This is a genomic window from Corynebacterium tuberculostearicum (assembly GCF_013408445.1).
GTDB lineage: Bacteria > Actinomycetota > Actinomycetes > Mycobacteriales > Mycobacteriaceae > Corynebacterium > Corynebacterium tuberculostearicum.
In genome coordinates this window covers 557928-579519 of record NZ_JACBZL010000001.1, presented here as the reverse complement: position 1 = coordinate 579519, position 21592 = coordinate 557928, and the positions used below count along the sequence as shown (strand labels likewise).

At 58.0% G+C, this 21592-nt stretch carries 19 protein-coding genes and 1 tRNA gene; 12 read left to right on the top strand and 8 right to left on the bottom strand.

Features of this window, described 5'->3' with window-relative positions; genetic code table 11:
- The first annotated feature begins 134 nt into the window (after positions 1-134).
- Genes BJ985_RS02740 through BJ985_RS02730 form a run of 3 tightly spaced genes read left to right on the top strand, consistent with a single transcriptional unit; the run spans position 135 to position 2664 of the window.
- Positions 135-845, top strand: a complete 711-nt coding sequence (locus tag BJ985_RS02740) for an ECF transporter S component (protein ID WP_179387566.1) — start codon at positions 135-137, stop codon at positions 843-845.
- Positions 845-1537, top strand: coding sequence for an energy-coupling factor transporter transmembrane component T family protein (locus BJ985_RS02735; protein WP_179386518.1), 693 nt, complete (start codon positions 845-847; stop codon positions 1535-1537). Before BJ985_RS02740 ends, BJ985_RS02735 begins: the two co-directional genes overlap by 1 nt.
- A complete protein-coding gene (locus tag BJ985_RS02730) occupies positions 1528-2664 on the top strand; it encodes an ATP-binding cassette domain-containing protein (protein WP_179386517.1) in 1137 nt (378 codons plus the stop codon). The genes BJ985_RS02735 and BJ985_RS02730 overlap by 10 nt, the downstream gene beginning before the upstream one ends.
- A 77-nt stretch (positions 2665-2741) precedes the next feature.
- Here BJ985_RS02730 and BJ985_RS02725 read toward each other — a convergent pair whose 3' ends face one another.
- Together BJ985_RS02725 and can are read right to left on the bottom strand one after the other, a co-directional pair.
- The gene (locus tag BJ985_RS02725) at positions 2742-3317 is read right to left on the bottom strand and encodes a TetR/AcrR family transcriptional regulator (protein WP_005324819.1); all 576 of its coding nucleotides are present in this window, start codon (positions 3315-3317) and stop codon (positions 2742-2744) included.
- 191 nt (positions 3318-3508) lie between these two features.
- On the bottom strand, positions 3509-6322 hold the full coding sequence (can, locus tag BJ985_RS02720; protein WP_005328384.1) for an aconitate hydratase: 2814 nt from the start codon (positions 6320-6322) through the stop codon (positions 3509-3511).
- A gap of 328 nt (positions 6323-6650) precedes the next feature.
- On the opposite strand from can, the gene BJ985_RS02715 reads away from it, so the two are divergent.
- The 3 genes from BJ985_RS02715 (at position 6651) to BJ985_RS02705 (ending at position 11392) form a co-directional block, all read left to right on the top strand.
- Positions 6651-7115: an Rv1476 family membrane protein gene (locus tag BJ985_RS02715; protein WP_040425242.1), complete on the top strand. Its 465-nt coding sequence runs from the start codon at positions 6651-6653 to the stop codon at positions 7113-7115.
- 1717 nt (positions 7116-8832) lie between these two features.
- A complete protein-coding gene (locus BJ985_RS11830; RefSeq protein WP_005328380.1) occupies positions 8833-10287 on the top strand; it encodes an NlpC/P60 family protein in 1455 nt (484 codons plus the stop codon).
- Between the two features lie 31 nt (positions 10288-10318).
- Positions 10319-11392 (top strand): ferrochelatase, encoded by a 1074-nt coding sequence (locus BJ985_RS02705; protein WP_179386516.1) that lies wholly within the window; start codon positions 10319-10321, stop codon positions 11390-11392.
- On the opposite strand, the gene BJ985_RS02700 is transcribed toward BJ985_RS02705, so the two are convergent.
- The gene (locus BJ985_RS02700; RefSeq protein WP_005328378.1) at positions 11389-12162 is read right to left on the bottom strand and encodes an Rv1486c family protein; all 774 of its coding nucleotides are present in this window, start codon (positions 12160-12162) and stop codon (positions 11389-11391) included. The two genes, BJ985_RS02705 and BJ985_RS02700, sit on opposite strands and share 4 nt — an antisense overlap.
- A gap of 33 nt (positions 12163-12195) precedes the next feature.
- Between BJ985_RS02700 and BJ985_RS02695 the strand changes: the two genes are divergently transcribed.
- Positions 12196-13035, top strand: coding sequence for a DUF3097 domain-containing protein (locus BJ985_RS02695; RefSeq protein WP_005324809.1), 840 nt, complete (start codon positions 12196-12198; stop codon positions 13033-13035).
- Here the strand turns inward: BJ985_RS02695 and BJ985_RS02690 are convergent.
- Together BJ985_RS02690 and BJ985_RS02685 are read right to left on the bottom strand one after the other, a co-directional pair.
- Positions 13032-13610: a hypothetical protein gene (locus BJ985_RS02690; protein ID WP_005328374.1), complete on the bottom strand. Its 579-nt coding sequence runs from the start codon at positions 13608-13610 to the stop codon at positions 13032-13034. The genes BJ985_RS02695 and BJ985_RS02690 overlap by 4 nt on opposite strands.
- A 53-nt stretch (positions 13611-13663) precedes the next feature.
- Entirely contained in the window at positions 13664-14380 is a 717-nt protein-coding gene (locus tag BJ985_RS02685) for a TVP38/TMEM64 family protein (protein ID WP_005328372.1), read from the bottom strand.
- Between the two features lie 253 nt (positions 14381-14633).
- Here BJ985_RS02685 and BJ985_RS02680 point away from each other — a divergent pair, with 253 nt between their 5' ends.
- Complete coding sequence (locus tag BJ985_RS02680; RefSeq protein WP_005323622.1) at positions 14634-15836, top strand: IS481 family transposase; 1203 nt, start codon at positions 14634-14636, stop codon at positions 15834-15836.
- A 53-nt stretch (positions 15837-15889) separates the two neighbouring features.
- Here BJ985_RS02680 and BJ985_RS02675 read toward each other — a convergent pair.
- Positions 15890-15975: transfer RNA gene (locus tag BJ985_RS02675), tRNA-Leu, on the bottom strand.
- 227 nt (positions 15976-16202) lie between these two features.
- On the opposite strand from BJ985_RS02675, the gene BJ985_RS02670 reads away from it, so the two are divergent.
- Together BJ985_RS02670 and BJ985_RS02665 are read left to right on the top strand one after the other, a co-directional pair.
- Entirely contained in the window at positions 16203-16742 is a 540-nt protein-coding gene (locus tag BJ985_RS02670; RefSeq protein ID WP_179386515.1) for a YbhB/YbcL family Raf kinase inhibitor-like protein, read from the top strand.
- On the top strand, positions 16742-17134 hold the full coding sequence (locus BJ985_RS02665) for a hypothetical protein (RefSeq protein ID WP_150850323.1): 393 nt from the start codon (positions 16742-16744) through the stop codon (positions 17132-17134). Before BJ985_RS02670 ends, BJ985_RS02665 begins: the two co-directional genes overlap by 1 nt.
- A 90-nt stretch (positions 17135-17224) precedes the next feature.
- Here BJ985_RS02665 and BJ985_RS02660 read toward each other — a convergent pair whose 3' ends face one another.
- Both BJ985_RS02660 and BJ985_RS02655 read right to left on the bottom strand, forming a co-directional pair.
- Positions 17225-18340, bottom strand: coding sequence for a quinone-dependent dihydroorotate dehydrogenase (locus BJ985_RS02660; protein ID WP_005329660.1), 1116 nt, complete (start codon positions 18338-18340; stop codon positions 17225-17227).
- A gap of 4 nt (positions 18341-18344) precedes the next feature.
- On the bottom strand, positions 18345-19391 hold the full coding sequence (locus BJ985_RS02655; RefSeq protein WP_005324803.1) for a YncE family protein: 1047 nt from the start codon (positions 19389-19391) through the stop codon (positions 18345-18347).
- 66 nt (positions 19392-19457) lie between these two features.
- Here BJ985_RS02655 and BJ985_RS02650 point away from each other — a divergent pair, with 66 nt between their 5' ends.
- Positions 19458-20312 (top strand): undecaprenyl-diphosphate phosphatase, encoded by an 855-nt coding sequence (locus tag BJ985_RS02650; RefSeq protein WP_005329655.1) that lies wholly within the window; start codon positions 19458-19460, stop codon positions 20310-20312.
- Between the two features lie 25 nt (positions 20313-20337).
- Positions 20338-21576 carry a cysteine--1-D-myo-inosityl 2-amino-2-deoxy-alpha-D-glucopyranoside ligase gene (gene mshC / locus BJ985_RS02645; RefSeq protein WP_179386514.1) on the top strand — a complete coding sequence of 413 codons (1239 nt, stop codon included), beginning with the start codon at positions 20338-20340 and terminating at the stop codon, positions 21574-21576.
- Positions 21577-21592: the final 16 nt, after the last annotated feature.

The following is a 21592-nucleotide window of genomic DNA, read 5'->3' as shown; positions in this document are numbered from 1 at the left end:
GTGCGAGCTCGCTTTCCGAGGTGACATAGGAAAGCAGCACCATCCGCGGTCGGCGTTTATTTTGCCCATTTTTCGGTATATGGATTTGGACTTTTACTGTGTCACAGCTTTCTCTCACCCCCGTCCGCAAGGCTATGGTCATCGCGGGTGCACTCATCGTCGCCGCAACCTGGATTTATCTGGTTCTTCTGCGTCCTACTGATTGGGAATCCGTTGCCGGCTCGACCGAGGCGCTCATTACCCTCGCCGGCTACCTCGTTGGCGCCGCGCTCCTTCTCACCGGCACCGTTCCGGCATTACCGGCGCGAACCATCGCCATCATCCCGGTAGCACTAGTGCTCAATATTGTTGTCGGCGAAATCATCGGTTCTATCGGTGTTCCGCTGTATATCGACTCCGTGGGAACGATCCTGGTAGCCGCGCTCGCGGGACCCATCGCCGGATTGGCTACTGGTACCTTGTCCTCCGTCGTATGGGGACTGTTGAACCCCGCCGCTTTGCCCTTCGCCGCCGTGTCCGCCGCCACGGGGTTCCTCTCCGGACTGGTAATCAAGAAGGGCGCTTTCACTAAGGTGTGGTGGGTCATTCTCAGCGGCGCCATCATTGGAATCATTTCCGGCATGCTCGCCGCACCAGTGGCTGCCTTTGTTTATGGCGGTACCGCAGGTCTTGGTACGGGCGCGGTTGTTTCGCTCTTCCGAGAATTGGGCAATTCCCTCATCGCCTCGGTTACGCTGCAGTCCTTTATTTCGGATCCCCTGGATAAGGCACTGGTTTTCCTCATTGTCTGGGCAGCGGTCAAGGCACTGCCGCAGCGCACCCGAGAATCCCTCCAGCCACGGTAATGCACGGCCTTCATCCCGCCACCGTTGTCACCATCGCGGCCTGCGGCTGGGTCCTTACTTTGGCGCTAAATACCCCGGTGGCGTCGGCAAGCGTAGCGCTCATCGCCCTAGCCTGCGGTACCGCCGCTACCCGCAACGCCTCCGTAATTTTGACAACATTGGCGCTAAGCGCCCCAGCGGCCCTTTCCATGCTGGTCATTCACGCCCCCTACGGTGATGACCCGGTGCTGCCGCTGCTAACTAGCGACGGCCTGGTTCTCGCCGCCACCCTCACCCTCCGGTTCTGCGCCCTCATGGCCTGCTTCATCGCGGCCATGGCAGTGCTGCGCATTGCTGATATCGCCAAGTGGCTGCAAGTTTCGCGCGCTGGCCACAAGGTCGCGTATATCGTTGGAGCCTCCCTACAAACCCTGCCCCAAGGTGCGCATGCTTGGCGTTGCGTCCGTGAAGCCAACCAGCTCGCCGGCATTACCGTGACTTGGCGCAATACCATCTCGCGCGTCATTATTCCCGTCATCGCTCGCCTCCTTACGCAAGGAACCCAACGTGGCCAGGCCTTAGCCGCCGTCGGATTCGACCAAGAAGGGCAACGCACCCTACTGCGCCCCGTTACCGATTCCATGGTCTCCCGCGTCTTACGCTTCGTCATTCCGCTAGTTAGCCTTGTGGTGGTGATTGCTACATGGATCTAGCCCGCATTGAGCCCACCCCTGGGGCCATATATCAAGTACTCGTCGAACCTGACACAGCCGTCGAAGACGTTGCCGTGGAACTAGCCGAGCACCTATCTACCGAAGCCATCATCGGCACGGATGCCTCAGCACAGATTAGCTTCCTGCGGGAAACCTGTATCGAAGAAGTAGTTTTAGGCCTCGAAAATGCCGGCGTGCCTGCCCCTGAAATGCAGCGGCGCGGGGAGCGAATGCTTCGCGCTGTAGGACTGTCTGACTACTGCGAACATGACCCAACGCAGCTATCCGGTGGCCAAACGCGCAGGTTGGCGGCAGCCTGCGTTGCCATTCGCGAGCCAGAAATCATGATTGTGTGCGAGCCCGGAGCCGGGCTTGATGCTGATTCGCGCACGCAAGTGGTTCGCCTCTTGCAGTCGATGCCGGAGACTTGCGTCATTTCCGTTTCTAGTTCCTCCTGGCCAGAATTGGGTGGCGACATCATTGGCACAGACCCACTCGTAGCGGCCGTCGACTTACCGCGTGTTTCTGCAAGCCCCCGGACAGGGAGTATCGGTCCGCTAACGGCACGCCGGGGTGCAGCAAAGAAGAAATGGTGGCACTTTTCTCAGCCCCGTGGCACTTCCTTCAGCGTCGGACCGGTGGAAATCCCTATCACGGAATCCGCGGTTACGTGGCTGCGTGGCGATAACGGCAGTGGCAAGACCACGCTCCTGCGCGCCGCGGCTGGGCTCGATGGCGCCGGAGCTGTCCCGAATCCACCCGCTCTTGCCCTGCAATCGCCATTTGATCAGGCAGTGTTCCCAACAGTGGAGGAATTCGTCCCCAATGACACCTTGCGCAACCTGTTGGGACTAAATCCGGCGGATCATCCTCTCGATCTATCATCGTCTCGCCTGCGGCTTGCGCAGATTGCCCACGTGATCGGGCAGCAGCGACCGGTGGTTCTGCTCGACGAACCAGACACCTTGCTTTCAGCTGCCGACCGCTGGCTCATGCACCAACTCATCCACTACGCACTGCAGTCCGGCAGCGCCCTCGTAGTTACCTGCCACGATTCTAAGTTTGTGGCAGAAATAGAAACCTATGCTGAAGTAACGGAAAAAACACTGCTGGCGCCGCAGCTATAAGCGCATACAAAACTGCTCCCGGCTCTCTCCAATATCAGTTAAGAAGCAGCCGGGAGCAGGATTGGATGTACGGGGGATTACTGTGGGCTCGCCTGAGCACCGCGGATGGATTGCTCTACTAAGTCAAGAACATTTTCTAGTTCCGCGGTATCGCCCAAGGCAAGCCGATTAATGAATCCATCCATAAATACCTCAAGATAGATGGCCAAGGTATCGATTTCTACATCATCCCGAAGGCGGCCCTTATCCGCATTAGATGCCAAGCGTGCGCGAACGGCTTCATCACGAACCGACTGGTTTTCCTTCCACCGAGCGGCGAACGAGGGGTCAGTGCGTAGCAGGGAGGTGATTTCCAAGCGTGTGGCCAGCCAATCGTGGCGCTCAGGATGTTGGAGCATTTCCCGCATGACTTCTACCAAGCCATTTTGAGCCACGACTTCGGCCTGACGAGCGGCATCTTCTTGCGCCAAGGCAAGGAATAGTGACTCTTTGTCACCGAAGTGGTGAAAAATTGCGCCACGTGACTTACCCGTAGCTTGTTCGAGTAGCCGAACAGTCGCTCCCTCGTACCCGTGCTCTGCAAAGCAGCGGCGGGCACCTACGAGAATGTCGTGCCGGCGGCGGCTAAGTTCAGATTCGCTCACGATGGGCATAGTAGGGAACTCTCCTTAATGGGGGATATCTAAAGATTGTTTAATCAGTAATTTTAAATAAGAAATAAAATCGACGTGACGAAACGCGGGGCCGCATTGCCCTTCCTGAGAGAGGGCGGTGCAACCCCGCGTTGTCGACTGAACTTAGTCCTTTAACCCATCGGTTGGGCTAAAGGACTGCGCGAAGACGCTTAGTTCTTGACCATCTGACGCAGAACGTACTGCAAGATGCCGCCGTGGCGGAAGTAGTCAGCCTCACCCGGGGTGTCGATGCGGACGTCGGCATCGAACTCGACGGCCTCGCCGGACTCCTTGGTAGCGGTGACGTGGACGGTCTTCGGGATGGAGCCATCGTTGAAGGCGGAGATGCCCTCGATGTCGAAGGTTTCCGTACCATCCAGGCCCAAGGACTCGTGGGACTCGCCCTGTGGGAACTGCAGTGGGATAACGCCCATACCAATCAGGTTGGAGCGGTGGATGCGCTCGAAGGACTCAGTAATAACAGCCTTCACGCCAAGCAGGTTGGTGCCCTTGGCTGCCCAGTCACGGGAAGAGCCAGTGCCGTACTCCTTGCCGGCGATGACAACGAGCGGGATGCCGGCTTCCTTATAGTTCTGGCAAGCATCGAAGATGAAGGCCTGCGGGCCGCCTTCCTGGGTGAAGTCACGGGTGTAGCCACCGGTGACGTCGACCAACTGGTTGGCCAGGCGAATATTCGCGAAGGTACCGCGCATCATAACCTCGTGGTTACCGCGACGGGAACCCAAGGAGTTGTAGTCCTGGCGGGCAACGCCGTTTTCATCGAGGTACTGCGCGGCCGGGGTGCCCGGCTTAATAGCGGAAGCAGGGGAGATGTGGTCAGTGGTGACGGAATCGCCCAGCTTTGCCAGAACGCGTGCGCCCTTGATGTCCTCAACCGGGTTCGGCTCGGTTGGCATGCCATCGAAGTAAGGAGCCTTGCGGATGTAGGTGGAATCCTCATCCCACTTGAAGGTCTCACCCTCCGGCACGTCCAGGTTGCGCCAAGCATCGTCGCCCTTGAAGACGTCGGCGTAGTCAGCCTCGTACATCTCGCGGGAAATAGCGGACTGGATGGTGTCCTCAATCTCCTGCGGGGAAGGCCAAATGTCCTTCAGGAAGACGTCGTTGCCTTCCTTATCCTGACCCAGCGGCTGAGCATCAAAGTCAAAGTCCATGGTGCCGGCAATGGCGTAGGCGATGACCATGATTGGAGAAGCCAAGTAGTTCATCTTGACATCCGGGGAGATACGACCCTCAAAGTTGCGGTTACCGGAAAGGACCGCGGTGGCAGCGAGGTCGTTCTCGTTGATGGCTGCGGAAACCTCGTCCGGCAGTGGGCCGGAGTTACCAATACAGGTGGTGCAACCAAAGCCGGAGAGGTAGAAGCCCATGGCTTCGAGATCCTTCCACAGGTCTGCACGCTGGAAGTAGCCATCAACAACCTGGGAGCCAGGAGCACAGATGGTCTTAACCCATGGCTTGGACTGCAGACCCTTTTCTGCTGCCTTACGGGCGATAAGGCCTGCGCCCACCATAACGGATGGGTTAGAGGTGTTGGTACAGGAAGTGATGGAGGCAATGGCAACCATGCCGTGGTCCAAGGTGAACTCGCCACCGTTTTGGGACTCAACGGTAATTGGGTTGGAGTGACGGCCCTTCGCGCCAGTAGCCGAGGACTCGCCGTGACCCTCACGAGCCTTGTTCAAGCCGCCAGTGACGTCCTCCATAACTGGAGCGCCGCCTTCTGCGGACATGCGCTTTGCCTCGACAGAGGATTCGTCAACGCAAACCTCGTCGGTGGTGTAGTTAGCCAGATCCTTGCGGAACTGCTCCTTGGCCTCGGTCAGCAGGATGCGGTCCTGCGGGCGCTTCGGGCCGGCAATGGAAGGAACAACGGTGGACAGGTCCAGCTCGAGGTACTCGGAGTACTTTGCCTCTGGAGCGTCCTCTTCCAGCCACATTCCCTGTGCCTTGGCGTAGGCCTCGACGCGGTCGATCTGCTCCTGCGGGCGGCCGGTGAGCTCGAGGTACTTGGTGGTCTCCTCGTCAATCGGGAAGATCGCAGCGGTGGAACCGAACTCAGGGGACATGTTGCCGATGGTGGCGCGGTTTGCCAGCGGGACAGACTTAACGCCGTTGCCATAGAACTCAACGAACTTCTGAACAACGCCGTGCTCGCGCAGCATCTCGGTGATGGTAAGAACGACGTCGGTTGCAGTGACGCCGGTAGGAATCTCACCGGTCAGCTTGAAGCCTACGACCTTCGGGATAAGCATGGATACCGGCTGGCCGAGCATGGCAGCCTCTGCTTCGATGCCGCCGACGCCCCAGCCCAGAATGCCCAGGCCGTTTTCCATGGTGGTGTGGGAGTCAGTACCGATACAGGTATCCGGGTAAGCGAGGCCCTCGTTGTCGAATACAACGCGGGACAGGTACTCGATGTTTACCTGGTGGACGATGCCGGTTCCTGGAGGAACAACGCGGAAGTTGGAGAAGTTCTCAGCACCCCAGCGGAGGAACTGGTAGCGCTCTTCGTTGCGCTGGTACTCAATTTCAACGTTCTTTTCCAGCGCATCGGTAGAGCCGAAAGCCTCAACGATGACGGAGTGGTCAATGACCATTTCGGCCGGGTTGAGAGGGTTAACCTGATCCGGGGTGCCACCCAGTGCGGAGACGGCCTCACGCATGGTAGCGAGGTCAACAACGCAAGGAACACCGGTAAAGTCCTGCATGAGGACGCGTGCTGGGGTGAACTGGATTTCGGTGTCCGGCTCTGCCTCCGGATCCCAGTTTGCCAAGGCGTTGATGTGGTCCTTGGTTACGTTCTTGCCGTCCTCGTTACGCAGCAGGTTTTCTGCCAGCACCTTGAGGGAGTAAGGCAACTTCTCCAAGCCGGAGACGGTGTTGATGTCAAAGTAGTCATAAGACTTGCCGTTGACGTCAAGGGTCTTCTTGGCCTCGAAGGAGTTCAAGCTTTCAGTCACAGGGAGCTCCATTCCTTGTTAATAAACAGTGTGTTCTGTTTGGTACTCGCCGCCAGTCGTCACCGCGGGGCAGTGCTCGGCATCATTGGTCACTGGTGTGACGCGACGCGACCATGGGGCCCGCTGTGTTGAAGGCGACAAAGAACGCGATGGTTCACCTAGATATTGTAGAGGCTAAAACCTTCGGTCGCTGCCATTGTAACAGTACAAGCGTTCTGTTTTCACCTTTTCGAGAAATTCGGCGAGTTGAGGGGAAGGACGTCTGTGGCCCGCCCGTATCTTGGGGGAGAAGAAGTTTAGGAGCCCTATATATAAGGAAGAGATACACATGGTTCCCGCGGGCGTAGATGTAGCTGATTTGGCAGGCCAGCTGGAAGAGGATGGCGTGGCCTACACGTCCCCAACGCTCAGCCAAGATGCACAGCTCAACGCGGAGGTAGCTCAAGGCTTGCGAGACGGTGACGGAGTGGCCGTGGTTGATGTGGTGGCTGATCGGGCACCTGATGTCCGTGACATTGCCCAAGAGCTCCAGGATGCGACAGGCTTGAATACCGTCATCGTACAAACCCCTCGCCATGTTTCTTCCGTTAGTGACACTTATAGCCGTGCCGACATTGAGTCGGTGCAGGCACAGATCCCGCCTGGGGTTGAACAAGTAGACCTTCTGTCTGAGTACTACAGGGGGCTAGACCAAATCAGCTTCCCGGTCGGCGCAGTGGTGGGGGCAGTTGCCGTAATCGCCGTGATTGTATTGGTTGGCTCTTTCCTAGCGGCCGGCCGTCGCACGCTCTAATAGTTGAAAAGAACCTACGGAAGCTGGGCGTGCGAGACGGGCTAGTGATGAAAGTCGGGCGAGAAACGTGGAACTTGGCTTTCCAGAATTCGACAAATAGTCCCTGAAAATTAAGTTTGTTCGAGAAAGTATCACGTTAGAGGGTGAAACTTTTGCGGGCCTTTGATGCCCCGAAAAATTCGGGCAACTGGCCCGAAGGTGTGTACTGAAGGGCTCCGGGTGAATGTGGATGACACACTTTCGTTCACTCACGGGATGCCGGGAGAGTCGGTTGCGGATTGGGGAGGCAGAAGTTCGGCCTGGACTTAACGTGAGCCGGATACCTAATTGGGGATCGTGGATGGGGCGGGGGAGTGGTCAAAGTAAACCCTTAGGGGTTGACATCCGGTGGGGGAGTGGTTGAGTTGTCCTGGTTATGGTCAGACTCGGGGCTAGTAGGGCGTATGGGGCTCCGGTTGTCTAGTGATTAAAGTCACAATGACGGGATGGTAACAAAATCATTGCAGGTTAGGTGCACATGTTGAGTCATGTGAATTAACTTGACTCACGTGAATTGCGGGAAAATTGTGCGAAACGGGCGTGTCGTGACGTAAGGTTCGGTTGTCGACTCAGGAGACATTTCTTGCTTCCTGGGTTCATGGGCTTAGCCTTGACTGTCACGAGAGAACTCGCACGGGTATGTGGGGAAGCACGCCTCGAGCGAAAGTTAGAACGTCGAGTGGCCGTTCTTGGAAGTCAATGAACCGGGACCTTTCGATAGCGATTGGGAACGCAGGCAAAGAACTTGAGCGATTACAATGTTCGAAAAATTACACATCAACCCACCTTCCGTTTATGAGGTGAGACGGGTTCATTAGAACTCCACCGTGTGGAAATTTTGGTGCGAACCTTTATATGGCTAAGGCTAAAAGCCTGTTGTTACAGAAGGTGCGTACGGAGAGGTCCATAGGGATAGGGTCCGGGAACGCCGAATCACTCCACAAGGGTCAGCTTCGTGCGGCCTGTTCATGGTTTGTGGCTGCTTGCCCTCGACGGCTCGGTAGTGCTCAAAAGGTTAGACCTTTTGGACTCCAGTTGGCGCCGCGGCGAGGTCTGCCAGAACCCGTAGAGCAGTTCTCACGGTGCTCAGTGCAACGAAGACGTGATCGGGGCATACGGAATCGCGGGTTGTAAAACGCACCCTGGAGCGTATGTCGCGCACAGCGAAGAATAGAAGTGGATTTCGCAGTCGTGGGACTTTGTTTGAACAGGGAATAGTTGTGGACCATTTGTGGCCGACTTGTCGGACTCACGCAAGTAGACCTTTAGGCTCTCTTGCCAGAGTGCAAGTTGTCTGGATATCGCTGTTGTGGGGAAACAGTAGCGGTTAGAGTCGTCCAGTATCGGCGCAGTAATCGTCCTCAACTGTCTCTAGTTCCAACATGAAAGCCCTAAGTCTGCTGAGCGTCCACAGAATGTGCACACCCGGAGTGAAGTCTCAGCCGAAGTAGGCAGTCTATCAACAATTACCGCTCTAGTGTCTGCGGGCACCAGGGGGTTAGCTTCGCGTATCTATTGATATCTACCCAAGGCGAACCTCTAGGCCGCCCAATAAGGCATGCGATAACGCCTGTGTTTGTGCGAAATATACAGGCGGGGATCCCGGGCATACCTATGTCCGGAGTCTTCATGGACTCTCACTAAACGAGCAGCGTGGGCCCAAACTAGGAGTATTTCAGTGGCCACCATTCGCCTTCCGCGCATTCGACATGTTCGCGCTTTCATTGCTGCAGTAGCAGGTACCGCAGCTATTTCAACGCTTTCCACCGTAGCCCCAGCGGGCGCCGATGAAGTATCGACGCCAAACCCGGGTACGGTCCAGGATCAAAACTCAGACCACGTAGCAATTGACCGTGCGGTTGCCAATGCAGATTCACTGCAGGCCGCTGTAGAGGAGTCCCGGGCAGAGCTAGGTCGCGCGGAAGCGGATGTTTCCGGAGCGGAAGACCGTATTGCTCAGATTCGAACCCAATTGGAACAAGTGAATGGCGAGCCGGGCACTAATGAAGAGTATGTTGCCAGCTTGGAAGATGAGCTGCGCCAGGCGGGGGAGGAAAAGCGAGAAGCCGAGAGTCGGGTCGCGCAGGAGCGTCGAGAGCTGGCCCAGAATGAAGCTCGACTAAACGCTACCCAAAGGTTTGCGGAGGCCACTTTTGCCCGCCAGCAGCAGGCTGCGCCCCAAGAGGGGGCAGCAAGCGGGATACAGCTCTCGCAGCAGGATTCTCTTCCAACCTCGCCAAATCAAGTTGATAATCTTGATTCTGCAGCTTCGACTAACGCCTTTACGGTCAACTCTGAAGACTTGACTTCCGAGGACAAGTCTCAGGGCTTTACAGATGAGGTAGTAGATCGGGGCTCGCTTGAGGCTCCTGGCAGTGCGGACGTTGCCGATAATCCGGAGGCTCCATCCGTTGCTGAGCAGGAGAAGACTACTCCAGAAGCGGACTTCGGAAACGCCCTCAACAAGGGTACAACGCCGACGTTCCAGAACGTCGATTTTGGCACTGGATCCTCCGTGAACGATGCGCTCGGACTTGCGAATGATATCGCCGCAGCCGTTGATGAGGACGATGTGCGCACCCTCATGCAAGGTTCATCTGACTTGCTTGGTTTGGGCAGTCCGAACACTGCACCTGCCGCCAGTGTTGACGCTCCCGAGGTGGATGAGGTAACTGAGTCGGAGGAAACCACCACTGGTGCAGATGCGGGCCGAGACGCTCAGATCGAGGCCGTGATTTCTCGCGCCGAGTCCCAGGTTGGTGTCCCTTATGTGTGGGGTGGCGGCGATAATAATGGTCCTACTGGTGGGCTTCGCGATGGTGGCGTGGCTGATTCCTTCGGTGACTTCGGTCAGTCTGGCTTCGATTGCTCGGGGCTAGTCAAGTACGCCTACGCGGCAGCCGGCCTGGACCTTCCTCATTACACTGGTGCGCAGTACCAGCAGGGTAAGAAGGTTCCTCGTGCGAATGCACAGCGCGGTGACCTTATCTTCTACGGAGCTGGTGGAAGCCAGCACGTAGCTATCTACCTAGGCGACGGCCAAATGATTGAAGCGCCACAGTCTGGTCAGACTGTTTCAGTAGTTCCAGTTCGCTGGGGTGGCGCTACTCCCGATGTTGTGCGCCTTCTCTAATCTCCAACTTTTGGTTGGTATGGTTTAGGGCATGACTGACGCACAACAGAATGCCCAAAACTTCGACGCCCTCCTCGTTCTTTCTTTCGGTGGCCCGGAAGGAAACGAGGAGGTCGTTCCTTTTTTGGAGAACGTTACCCGAGGTCGAGGTATCCCTCGCGAGCGGCTAGAAGTGGTGGGCGAGCATTATTACCACTTCGGAGGGGTAAGTCCGCTCAATGCGCTTAACCGCGAAATCATCGATCACCTCGAAGTGGAGCTGAAAAAACGCGGACATAATCTACCTGTCTACTTTGGCAATCGAAATTGGCACCCCTTTGCCAGTGAGACTGCGGAGAAGATGTCTCAGGACGGGGTGCGCAAGGTAGCTGTCTTCGCTACCTCTGCATGGGGTGGGTACTCCGCATGCCGGCAATATGATGAGGATATTCAGCGGATGCGCGAGCATCTGGCGGAGCAGGGTCTGCCGGACATTGAATTTACTAAGATTCGCCAATTCTTCGACCATCCGAAGTTCGTGGCCGAAATGGCAGCCGCTGTCACGGAGGTCTGGGGACAGGTTCCGGAAGAAAAGAAGGAATCCACTCGCTTGCTGTTTACCGCCCATTCGGTTCCCGTCGCGCACGATAACGTGGGCGGCGCAGAAGGGGATAAAAACCTTTACTCCCGCCAGGTGGCAGAGGCGTCGCGGTTGGTGGCCGCACGGGCCGGTATTTCTGATTATGACCTTGTATGGCAGTCACGTTCGGGCAATCCACGCACTCCGTGGCTCGAGCCTGACATTATTGATCACACCACTGATATCCACCACAACGAAGGTATCGACACGGTAGTGGTGTGTCCGATTGGCTTCATCTCAGACCATATGGAGGTCATCTGGGATCTCGATTCCGAGCTGCAGAAGGCAGCCGAAGAGATGGGCGTCAAGGTCCTGCGCACTCGTACAGCGGGTCCGACTCCACGGTTTGCGGAGGTGGTCGTTGATCTCATCGATGAGCTAGAGCAGGGCCGCGAGTGGGAGACCAGCGGGAGCGTCACGGTGCAAGGGTGCACAGTCAATGGTGAGCCGTGCGCGGCGGGGTGCTGCGATATCTGGTCGCGTTAACGGGCAAACTCTCCAAGCGCATAAGACACGCCCGTCATGCGGGCCTGGCGGATGTGGCGCCACAAGCGAAGCAATTGTGGATCAAGGCTGTGGTCATTGATGCGGTCAGTGACGGTTTCGATGATCGCGGCCACTCGGTCGGCACGGGCAAAGAGCTTGGCTGCTCGAGCTGGCGTTGAACGGGGAAGTCCGGGTGTGTCATAGAAGTCGCTCAGGGTTCCCACGGTGAGGCGTGGGTTGGGCAAGGCCTCGGTGCTATACCCGGTTGCGGCGATGAGATCGGCGGACTCATTGGTTGCCTGAGAGAGGAGGGCATCAGCTTCACCGGGGCTTAGCCAGGCGGGCGCGGGGAGCTGCTGCTTTTCGACGACCACTTGCCACGCTGTATGGCTGTGGCGAATGTGGGGGACGAGGACTAAGTTACGCAAGGGATCATTGGTGCGAACTATGATTGCCCCGGCAGAACTTTGTGCGGCCGCGCGATAGGACTCCGATCCTGCCGGCAATGCGGGTGGCTCGCCTGGCCCGGACAGTGCGAGGCGCACGATAGGTTCTGCACGTACACCGCGATGAGCGGTAAGCTCGGAGGTCTCCGCGCGCAGCATGGCTAACACATCGACGAAGGGGGATTCGTCCAAGCATTCTGGACGTCCGCCTAGTTCAGTAAGCGCGTCCAGCAAGTCATCGGTGGTTTCATGTCCCCACAGCCACGAGCCAAGCCAGACGGCGGTGTTTTGTAAAGGTGACCATACTTCGGCGCGCATATCCATGGCGAGCCAGTCTAGTAGATAGACTAACGGGCCATGAGTTTTGATCCTTATGGCGGAGATATTTTTGCTGGCCACTCGCGGTCGAAGCCGCGCCAGTACCCGGAAGTACCAGCCGAGCCCGGAATGGTAGTGGAAGTGCGCGGCGATGACTTTGTGGGGGCTGTTATGGGCGTGGATAAAACCGTTTTCGGTGAGGTGGTACGCCTTGAGGATCGCCATGGCGTAGAACGGGTCTTTAACCTGGTTAAAGGCGGGTTCCTAGTGGAAGGAAAGCCGGTAACGCTTACCCGGTACGTCGAAAAGCAGGCTCCCCGCAAATCCAACTCCGGCTCCCGCCGCGTAGAAAACGTGGAGGCAAAGGTTGCCGCGCCATCGCGCATTTGGGTGGAGGGCGTGCATGATGCCGCCATTGTGGAGAAAGTGTGGGGTCACGACCTGCGTGTGGAAGGCGTGGTCGTCGAATACCTCGAGGGTTTGGACAACTTGGAGGCGCGCCTCGCAGAATTTCAGCCAGGGCCGGGCCGCAGGGTCGGCGTATTGGCCGATCACTTGGTTCAAGGCTCCAAGGAAACCCGATTAACGGAAACCGTGGGAGAGCATGTCCTGGTCACTGGACACCCCTTCATCGATATCTGGGCGGCGGTAAAGCCGCAGCGCGTAGGCCTGCGCGAATGGCCAGATGTGCCCTACGGCGAGGATTGGAAAACCGGTATTTGCCGCCGCGTAGGGTGGAGCGACCCGAAGGATGGGTGGCGTCATGTCTATAACTCCGTGCATTCCTTCCGTGACCTGGACTCCAGCCTGATCGGCGCCGTGGAGCGCCTCGTGGACTTCGTTACTACACCTGAGTTGAGCAAGTCCGACTTGCTCTAGGGGTGGGCAAGGTTGGCGCGTTCAATGAGGTTGACGGCCAACTGCCACCCCGCCATCTCCGCACTCCAGCCGGCCGCCTGGAGGCGTTGCGACATGGCTTGCTTGGAAATTCCTAGCTCTTCGGCGGCCTCATTCTGGTTGAGTCCTGCGCGGACGAGCGAGGTTGCTTCGCGCCCTTCGATGGTGCGCTTGTGCAGAACGTACCCAAGCAGGGCAAAGGTGGCTGCAATATCACTTGCCTCCGAGGCGCGCCCGCGCTTATTGAGTTTGGCGTAGACCTGCCCCATGCGGGCGGACTTCCGCAATGCGGCGGTTGCTACCTGGCGCGCGCCTTCCTCATCTTCCTGGTTGCCGGGGCTAATGCCGATGCCGATAGCCCAGTCGCCGTCGGCAAGCAAGGCCATGACCACGTCGCACACGGCAGTTGCTGAATCAACTACGGCGCAAATATCTTCCACGCCGAGCACGTGGAACTCGCCCACACCGTTGAGGGTGGATAGAGCCGTTGCAGAACGTTGGACCAAATCTGCGCGACGCACGGAGCGGCCCCGGTAGCGGGCGTGGACAGCAAGCACAGAAATCCTCCTTAAGGAACCAATTGCGAAATAGTCTACCGCTCGTACTTGACTTATGGGCGAGTGGGTAGGCGCGAATCCATATACAGCCCGCCCATACCAATCGCGGCAAAAGCTACCATGGCGACAATGATGCCGGGCGACGTGTGGCCGGTGAGGGCATCGCCGAAGAAGACGCCGAGGGCAGTAGTCGGGATGGAACCGAGGAGAGTGGCCACGGTGAAGTGGCTAAGCTTCACCGGAGTTAGGGCGGCAACGTAGTTTAGGAGGCTAAAGGGGACGCCGGCCACCATTCGCAGCGAAGCGATGGCCAGCCAGCCGCGCCGCTCTAAGTGGGCATTGATTTTAAACACTGCGGGGTGGGTCAGGTGCGGACGGATCCAGTCTCCAAGGAGCGTGCGGACGATGAGGAGCGACAGGGCCGCAGACACCGTCAAGGCGCACAAGGAGAGGGCGAGGCCCTTCCATGGGCCAAAAAGTATTCCTGCGGCTACCGTCCACAACGTCCGGGGAAAGGGAAGCTGCGTAAATATGACATAACCTAGGGTGAAAAGGAGAGGAAACCACGCGCCATAGCGGGTGGAAGCGTCGCGCAGCTGGGACACGTCCGGCAGATCGAAGAAGTAAAGGAGGGTGACGCCGGTGACGATGGCGGCGAGGACGGCTACCCAACGACGCATCGACCACTGGAGAATTGACCGCCAAGCGGACCAGGCGAGCGATTTGAGGAAATGGCCGAAGCTGCGCGCCCAACTCAAAAGTGTGGTCATGGGGGAGATCGTAGTCCTTGTGGGAGTACTGAATAGAAAAATCCGGCGGCTACCTTAGTGGTAACCGCCGGTCCGGTTGTGCCCGAGGGGGTGTCTGGTTCGGAGACATCGTTCCGCATGTCTTATGAGATAGTTCCGGTCTAACCAGCACTAATGTCTCATTACATCGATCCGGTAGAAAACTCTGAAGTTAAATTTGCCCGGCCGCGACAAAAAGTGATGTCTCGAGACATCGATCCTCCATGCTTTAAAAATGGAGCAGAAATCAAAACCAAGCCCAAAAATCATCATCGAAACCATGCTTGCTACCGGCATGACTCAAGCCGAAGCAGCTGACCATTTCGGCGTCAGCACCAGATGGATCCGAACACTTCAAGCCCGCTACCGAGAAGGCGGAATCAACCGCCTAGAACCACGCTCTAAACGCCCGCGCACTAATCCCCGAGCGCTCAACCCCAGCACTGTCGACCGCATACTTAAACTGCGCCAGGACCTCACAGAACGCGGCACTAACGCCGGAGCCCATACAATTCGCTGGCACTTGCAGCAAGAGGGAATCGACCCACCACCAGCACCATCCACAATCCACCGAGTGCTCGCAAACAACGGTCACGTCATCGCCCAACCACAAAAGCGTCCTCGCAGCTCATGGATACGATTTCAAGCAGATCAACCCAACGAAACATGGCAAATGGACTACAGTGACTGGACCATCGCAGGTCACAAGCGAGTAGCTATCCTCACCATCTTGGACGACCATTCCCGGTTCATCATCTCCTGCTGTGCCTACAACAATGCCACCGTGGGAAACGTCATAGAAAGCTTCATTAATGCAGGCCAGACACACGGCTACCCCCAGTCCACCCTCACCGACAACGGCCGAGCATTCACAACCAGCACAGACCGGACAAACCCCGCGCGAAACGGATTCGAGCAACTGCTCATAGACCTAGGAATCAAGCAGAAAAACGGTAAACCCTACCACCCCCAGACACAAGGAAAAGTTGAACGCTTCCACTACACCCTTAAACTAGCCCTAGCAAGCAAAATACCAGCTCAAAGTCTCGATGAACTCAACTCTCAGCTAAAAGAAATCATCGAATACTACAACCACAAACGCCCCCATAGAGCCCTAAACAGAACCACCCCCGCAGAAGCCTACACAGCACTGCCCAAAGCTCTCCCAGCAGACATCAAACCAGACCACGACTACCGCCTACGCACTGACAAAGTAGGCACCAACGGCAAGACAACCCTGCGATGGGGTGGCAAACTACGCCGCCTCTACATCGGGCGCCGATGGGGCGGCGAACCAATCACCATGGTCTGCATCGACAACCGCGTAAGCATCAAAATAACCACCACTGGGGCACAAATCGCCGCCTACACACTCGCCGAAGAAAAGATCTATTACAACAAGAAAGACAACGAACTTGACCCCCAACAGGGCAACTGAAAACGAAAAATCTCGAGGCATCGACCGGAACGATGTCTCGAGACTTCACATTGTGCCCGAGGGGGGACTTGAACCCCCACGTCCGTTAATAGGACACTAGCACCTCAAGCTAGCGCGTCTGCCATTCCGCCACCCGGGCAGGGTGTTTATCAGCCTCTCGGCTGGGCACTCCGATACTGTATCCTGCTCGAGGCTTGCTTTACAAATCGCCAGCGTGTGGCGTGAAAAAGCTACCGTTAACGGCGTGTGGAAATACATGGTTGTAAGTCTGGTTGGGGGCTTTCCATGTGTGCGGCAAAATATATGCAGGGTGCGGCGGTTACACCACATCGACAGCGGCTTGTGAGGTGGGGTACAAAGGGGTCTATGACTTCTTATGCAGATGATTCCCGCTTTCCTGGACCAGATCCTTACGCACCGCTACGCGATGTTCCTTCCTTCGTTCTCTCGTCTACCGATGTGGTGGAAGGAGACGAGCTGCAGGAAAAGCTCCGCGCCCCGGAGAGTGTATCGCCTCAGCTAGCGTGGTCCGGACTGCCGGAAGGCACTAAGTCCCTGGCCGTGACCTGTTTCGACCCAGATGCACCAACGGCTTCTGGTTTCTGGCACTGGGCGGCGTTCAATATCCCCGTCGAGGTAAGCGAGCTGGCTACCAATGCCGGCGCCGCGGAGGACTTGGGCATTGACGGCGTCATCAGCTTGCGCAACGATTCCGGCGAGCGCACCTACTTCGGCGCTAACCCGCCTGCCGGACACGCCCCGCACCGCTACCTCTATGCCGTCCACGCAGTTGACGTAGAAAAGCTCGACATCGACCCAGATGCTTCGCCGACCGTGCTTGGGTTCAACCTGCATTTCCACGCCCTTGGCCGCGCCATTTTGTGGGGCTGGTACGAGGCGAAGTAATGGCGAGTAGCTCTACTTCATCGCAGCCTAGCCCGCCGACGGCGCTGCGGGTGGGCGGCGCCTTCATGGTGGTCGCATTCGTGCTGGTGCTCTTTGCGTTAATCTCCGTCTTCACGGATGGTTGGGGTGCCGATTTCGAATGGACGTATTCCAAAGTGGCGATTATTGTCGCCGCGGTCATCGTCGGGGCCTTCAGCACCATGAGCAAAAGTCAGGCGGGAAGTCGCGCGCAGGTTGCCGCATTGGTCATCGCCATTGTGATCATTGCAGCCAGCCGCTTTGTACCCGGCGATATCCTATTCACTCAACCACAGTATTGGGTCGTGTTCTACGCCGGCTTTGCGGTGTTGTGCGCACTGGTTCTCAGGCGCAGCGTTATGGCGCAGACCTAGTCAGCACAGCAAAGACAAAGCGTCCGCCTACTTCCTCTGCGTGCAGCAGGAGAAGTAGGCGGACCTTGTGTTGAAAAGCCTTGGGCTGGACTAATCCAAGGGCTTCCAGGGGAGGCCGGAGCCTACGGCCTGGGAAATATTGCTCAAACCGTGGGCACGGATTTGGGCGGCAATGCCGCGGTGGATATTGCGGATCCAGTCCGGTCCGCCGTAGATGAGACCGGTGTAGCCCTGCAGTAGGGAAGCACCGGAAGTGATGCGCTCCCATGCCTGTTCTGGCGTGGAGATGCCGCCCACGGAGATGAGGGTGAGCTGGCCGCCGACTCGCTCATTGAGGCGGCGCAGTACCTCTAGGGAGCGCTCGGCTACCGGAGGGCCGGATACGCCACCGGCACCCATGTCCTTTACCTCGGCAGCTGGGGTCTTAAGGCCCTCGCGGGAAATGGTGGTATTTGTCGCTACGATTCCGTCGAGCCCGAGTTCAAGGGCTAGGTCTGCCACGGCGTCAACGTCGGCATCGGAAAGGTCTGGGGCAATTTTCACCAGCACCGGAACCGCGGTGCATTCTTGCACGGCGGAGAGAATGGGGCGCAGCGATTCTACTGCTTGCAGGTCGCGCAGGCCCGGGGTGTTCGGCGAGGAAACGTTGACCACCAAGAAATCTGCCAAGTCGCCCAACACCGACGCGGAGCGGCGGTAGTCTTCTACAGCATGCTCGGCAGGGGTGACTTTGGTTTTGCCAATATTGATGCCAATGACATCGCTGTAGCGACGCTTGCGCAGGTTTTCCGCGGCGGCCGCTGCACCTTTATTGTTAAAGCCCATCCGGTTCAAGATGGCCTTATCGGCCTTCAGGCGGAAGAGTCGCGGAGCAGGATTGCCGGGCTGTGCTTGGGCGGTGACGGTGCCCAACTCTGCATAACCAAAGCCAATGGGAGTCCACGTATCAGCAGCCGCGGCGTTTTTATCAAACCCGGCGGCAAGTCCCAGCGGGCGGGGGAATTCTACTCCGAAGACCTCTTGGCGCAGCACTGGATCGTTGACCGGCAGGATCTTTGCCAGGGCTCGGTTGGCTGGCCCGGCGGCTTGGAGTCCGCTGAGCGCAGTGTTGATAATCTCGTGGATGCGCTCCGGGCTCAGTTTAAACATGCCCCGCAAGGCAAGCTGGTAAGCCTGCGCGCGCAATTGGTCAATAGTGCTGGTCATAGTGTTAAGACTCCTTCTTCAGGTGCGGGGCGTCCACGAACTGCAGCCCGTGGCCGGTGGCGGAGGCGGCGACAAAGGTGCCGTCGCCAAGCAGGGCAATATTCTGCGCATCCGGCACGGTGGAGAGATCTCCGCGCAGCTCTGGTACGCCTTTGCCAATTTCATAGGCATAAGCCTTATTGGTATCGGTGGCGCTCACCCACGCCAGATTGCGCTTATTATCCCAGGCTACGCCCCATGGGGTGCCCTCAACGTTGCCGTATTGATGCAGGCGGACGACGTCATCTGAGGTGTAGACGGCCAAGCGGCCGCCCTCGGTATCGGAGGCGAGGACCACGCCGTTATCGCCCACCGCGATGCTGCCGACTCCCTGGCCAACGCGCAGTCGGCCGCCCGCGCGATCATTCGTCCAGTCCACGTTCTGGATGGTGGAATCCTCTCGGTGGATGCGCACCACTCCGTCATCGCCTGAGGAATTGGGCACGGCCAATAGCTGGTCCGAGCCGGCCTCTACCTCGATATCTCCGTCGCGCTTTCCGTCTTTATAGATGCCTACCGTGGTGGAATCGGCCGAGGTGGCAAAGATCTCGCCGCTGGATAGCTGGGTGGCGGCGGTAACGGGGGAGTCCTCCTCCATGTGGACCTCCTGGGGAGAATCCGGGGATGCAGGATCGATGAGGAGAACCTTATCCGGGCAGGCGAGGACGAAGCCCGACTCCGAAGAACTGAGGTCACCACACTCCGCAGAAATGTCTAGCGAGGTAGCCTTCTTCTCTTCAAAATCCTTTTGGCTACCGATGAGAAGCTCGTCCTTGGTGCGCACTGCCAGCGAGTCATCAAAGGCGACAAGGTCAGTGATGTCTGCCTTAAGGTCGACCACAGTGCCTTCCGCATCCGCCTTAGCCGGGGAGGCCGCTGGGGTGGCATTGCCCTTGACCGCGGTCTCTGGATCGGCGCCCACGCCCACGTCGGGCTGGCAGGCAGCCAACGCGGTGGCGCTCAGCGCCAGCAAACTGGAAAGGATAAGTGCGGAGCCAGATTGAGATTTCACGGCTACTAATCCTAACAGCGCGCGTTGTAAAAACTCGAAGCCCAGCGCGGCTGTAGTGTGAAGCGGGTGATTTCTAATACCGCAACTGACGCTGTTTCTTGGGCGCAGGTCATTGTTTTGTCCATCGTGCAGGGGCTTACCGAGTTTCTTCCGGTAAGTTCCTCCGGTCACCTGCGCATTGTTTCCGAGCTTTTTTGGGGCAACGACGCCGGCGCGTCCTTCACCGCAGTTATCCAGCTGGGCACGGAGCTGGCTGTGTTGGTCTATTTCGCCCCAATGATTTGGCAGATTCTCTCCGGCTGGTTCCGTGGCTGGACCGATAAAGCCTCTCGTGGCCAGGACTGGCGCATGGGGTGGATGGTCATCGTGGGTTCCATTCCCATCGGCATCATCGGCTTCGCATTCGAGGACGCTATCCGCGGCGCCCTGCGCAACCTGTGGATCACCGCCGCTATGCTCATCCTCTTTTCCTTCGTCTTCATCGCCGCAGAAAAAGTGGGCAAGAAGGAACGCGGTTTTGACCAGTTGACCATGAAAGACGCCATTATTATGGGCCTGTGCCAATGCTTGGCGCTCATTCCGGGCGTTTCCCGCTCCGGCGGCACCATTTCCGGTGGTCTATTCCTGGGGCTGGACCGCGAGGTGGCCACTCGCTTTAGCTTCTTGCTCGCCATTCCAGCCGTGCTGGCTTCGGGCCTTTTCTCGCTTCCCGACGCCTTTTCTCCCGAATCAGGCCAAGCCGCCTCCGGCCTGCAGCTTCTGGTCGGCACTGGCATCGCCTTTGTACTGGGCTACGCCTCCATTGCGTGGCTGCTGAAGTTTGTGGGTAACCACTCCTTCTCTTGGTTTGCCGCTTACCGCATCCCGGTCGGCGTGCTCGTCATGATCCTCCTGGCATTGGGAGTCCTGCAGCCGCTCTAAGGCACGCCGCGTTAGTATGGTGGCTATGCATTCTTGGCCAACACCTTCCTTCCGCCCTGTGCCAGGTGATGCGGCACAGCTGCGCTTGTACGATTCCGCGAACCAAACCATCGCTCCCGTAGAGGTCGCAGGGGATACCGCCACCATGTACGTGTGTGGCATCACGCCCTATGACTCCACCCACTTGGGCCATGCCGCCACGTACCTGACCTTTGACCTCATCTACCGTGCATTCCTGGATGCCGGGAAGAAGGTTCACTACGTCCAAAACATCACCGACGTCGATGATCCGCTATTCGAACGTGCTGAACGCGACGGTGTAGATTGGCGTGAGCTCGGCACTTCTCAAATTGATCTCTTCCGTTCCGATATGGAGCTGCTCTCCGTTTTCCCGCCGCAGGACTATATCGGCGCCATGGAAGCCGTCGATGAGGTCGTGGAGATGGTGCAAAAGCTGCTTGATGTCGGGGCGGCCTACGTCGTAGACGACCCTGAGCACCCAGATATCTACGCCTCCATCGAGGCCACCGAGCGCTTTGGTTATGAGTCCAATTACTCTGCCGAAGAGATGCGCACCTTCTTTGCCGAGCGCGGCGGCGACCCCGACCGCCCAGGGAAGAAGAATCCGCTCGACGCACTCATCTGGCGTGCCCACCGCGAGGGCGAGCCGGCATGGGATTCGCCCTTTGGGCCTGGTCGCCCGGGTTGGCATATTGAATGTTCCGCCATCGCTACCAACCGCTTGGGATCAACCTTTGATATCCAGGGTGGCGGCAGCGACCTGAAGTTCCCACATCATGAGTTTTCCGCTGCCCACGCCGAGGCCGCCCTCAACGTTGAGCGCATGGCACAGTTCTACGTGCATACCGGCATGATCGGCCTCGACGGGGTCAAGATGTCTAAGTCCTTGGGCAACCTCGTCTTCGTCCACAAGCTCGTAGGAGCGGGTGAAGATCCCTCCGCTATCCGCTTGGGCGTCTTCGCAGGCCATTACCGCGACGAGCGCGACTGGTCCGACGAGGCGCTCGACGCCGCTAAGCGCCGCCTCGCCGCATGGCGGGAGGCCCTGGCGCAGCCGGGAAGCATGGCAGGAGCCGAAGGGGTCGTCGCCAAGCTGCGTGCCGCAATCGCGAACGACCTTGATACCCCGGCCGCGCTCGCTGCCGTGGATGAGTGGGCAGAGGCCGACCGTGGCACGGACGAGGACGGCGCGGCCGATTTGGTTCGCACCGCACTAAATTCGCTCCTCGGCGTGCAGGCTTAGGCAAGATAGGGCAGTA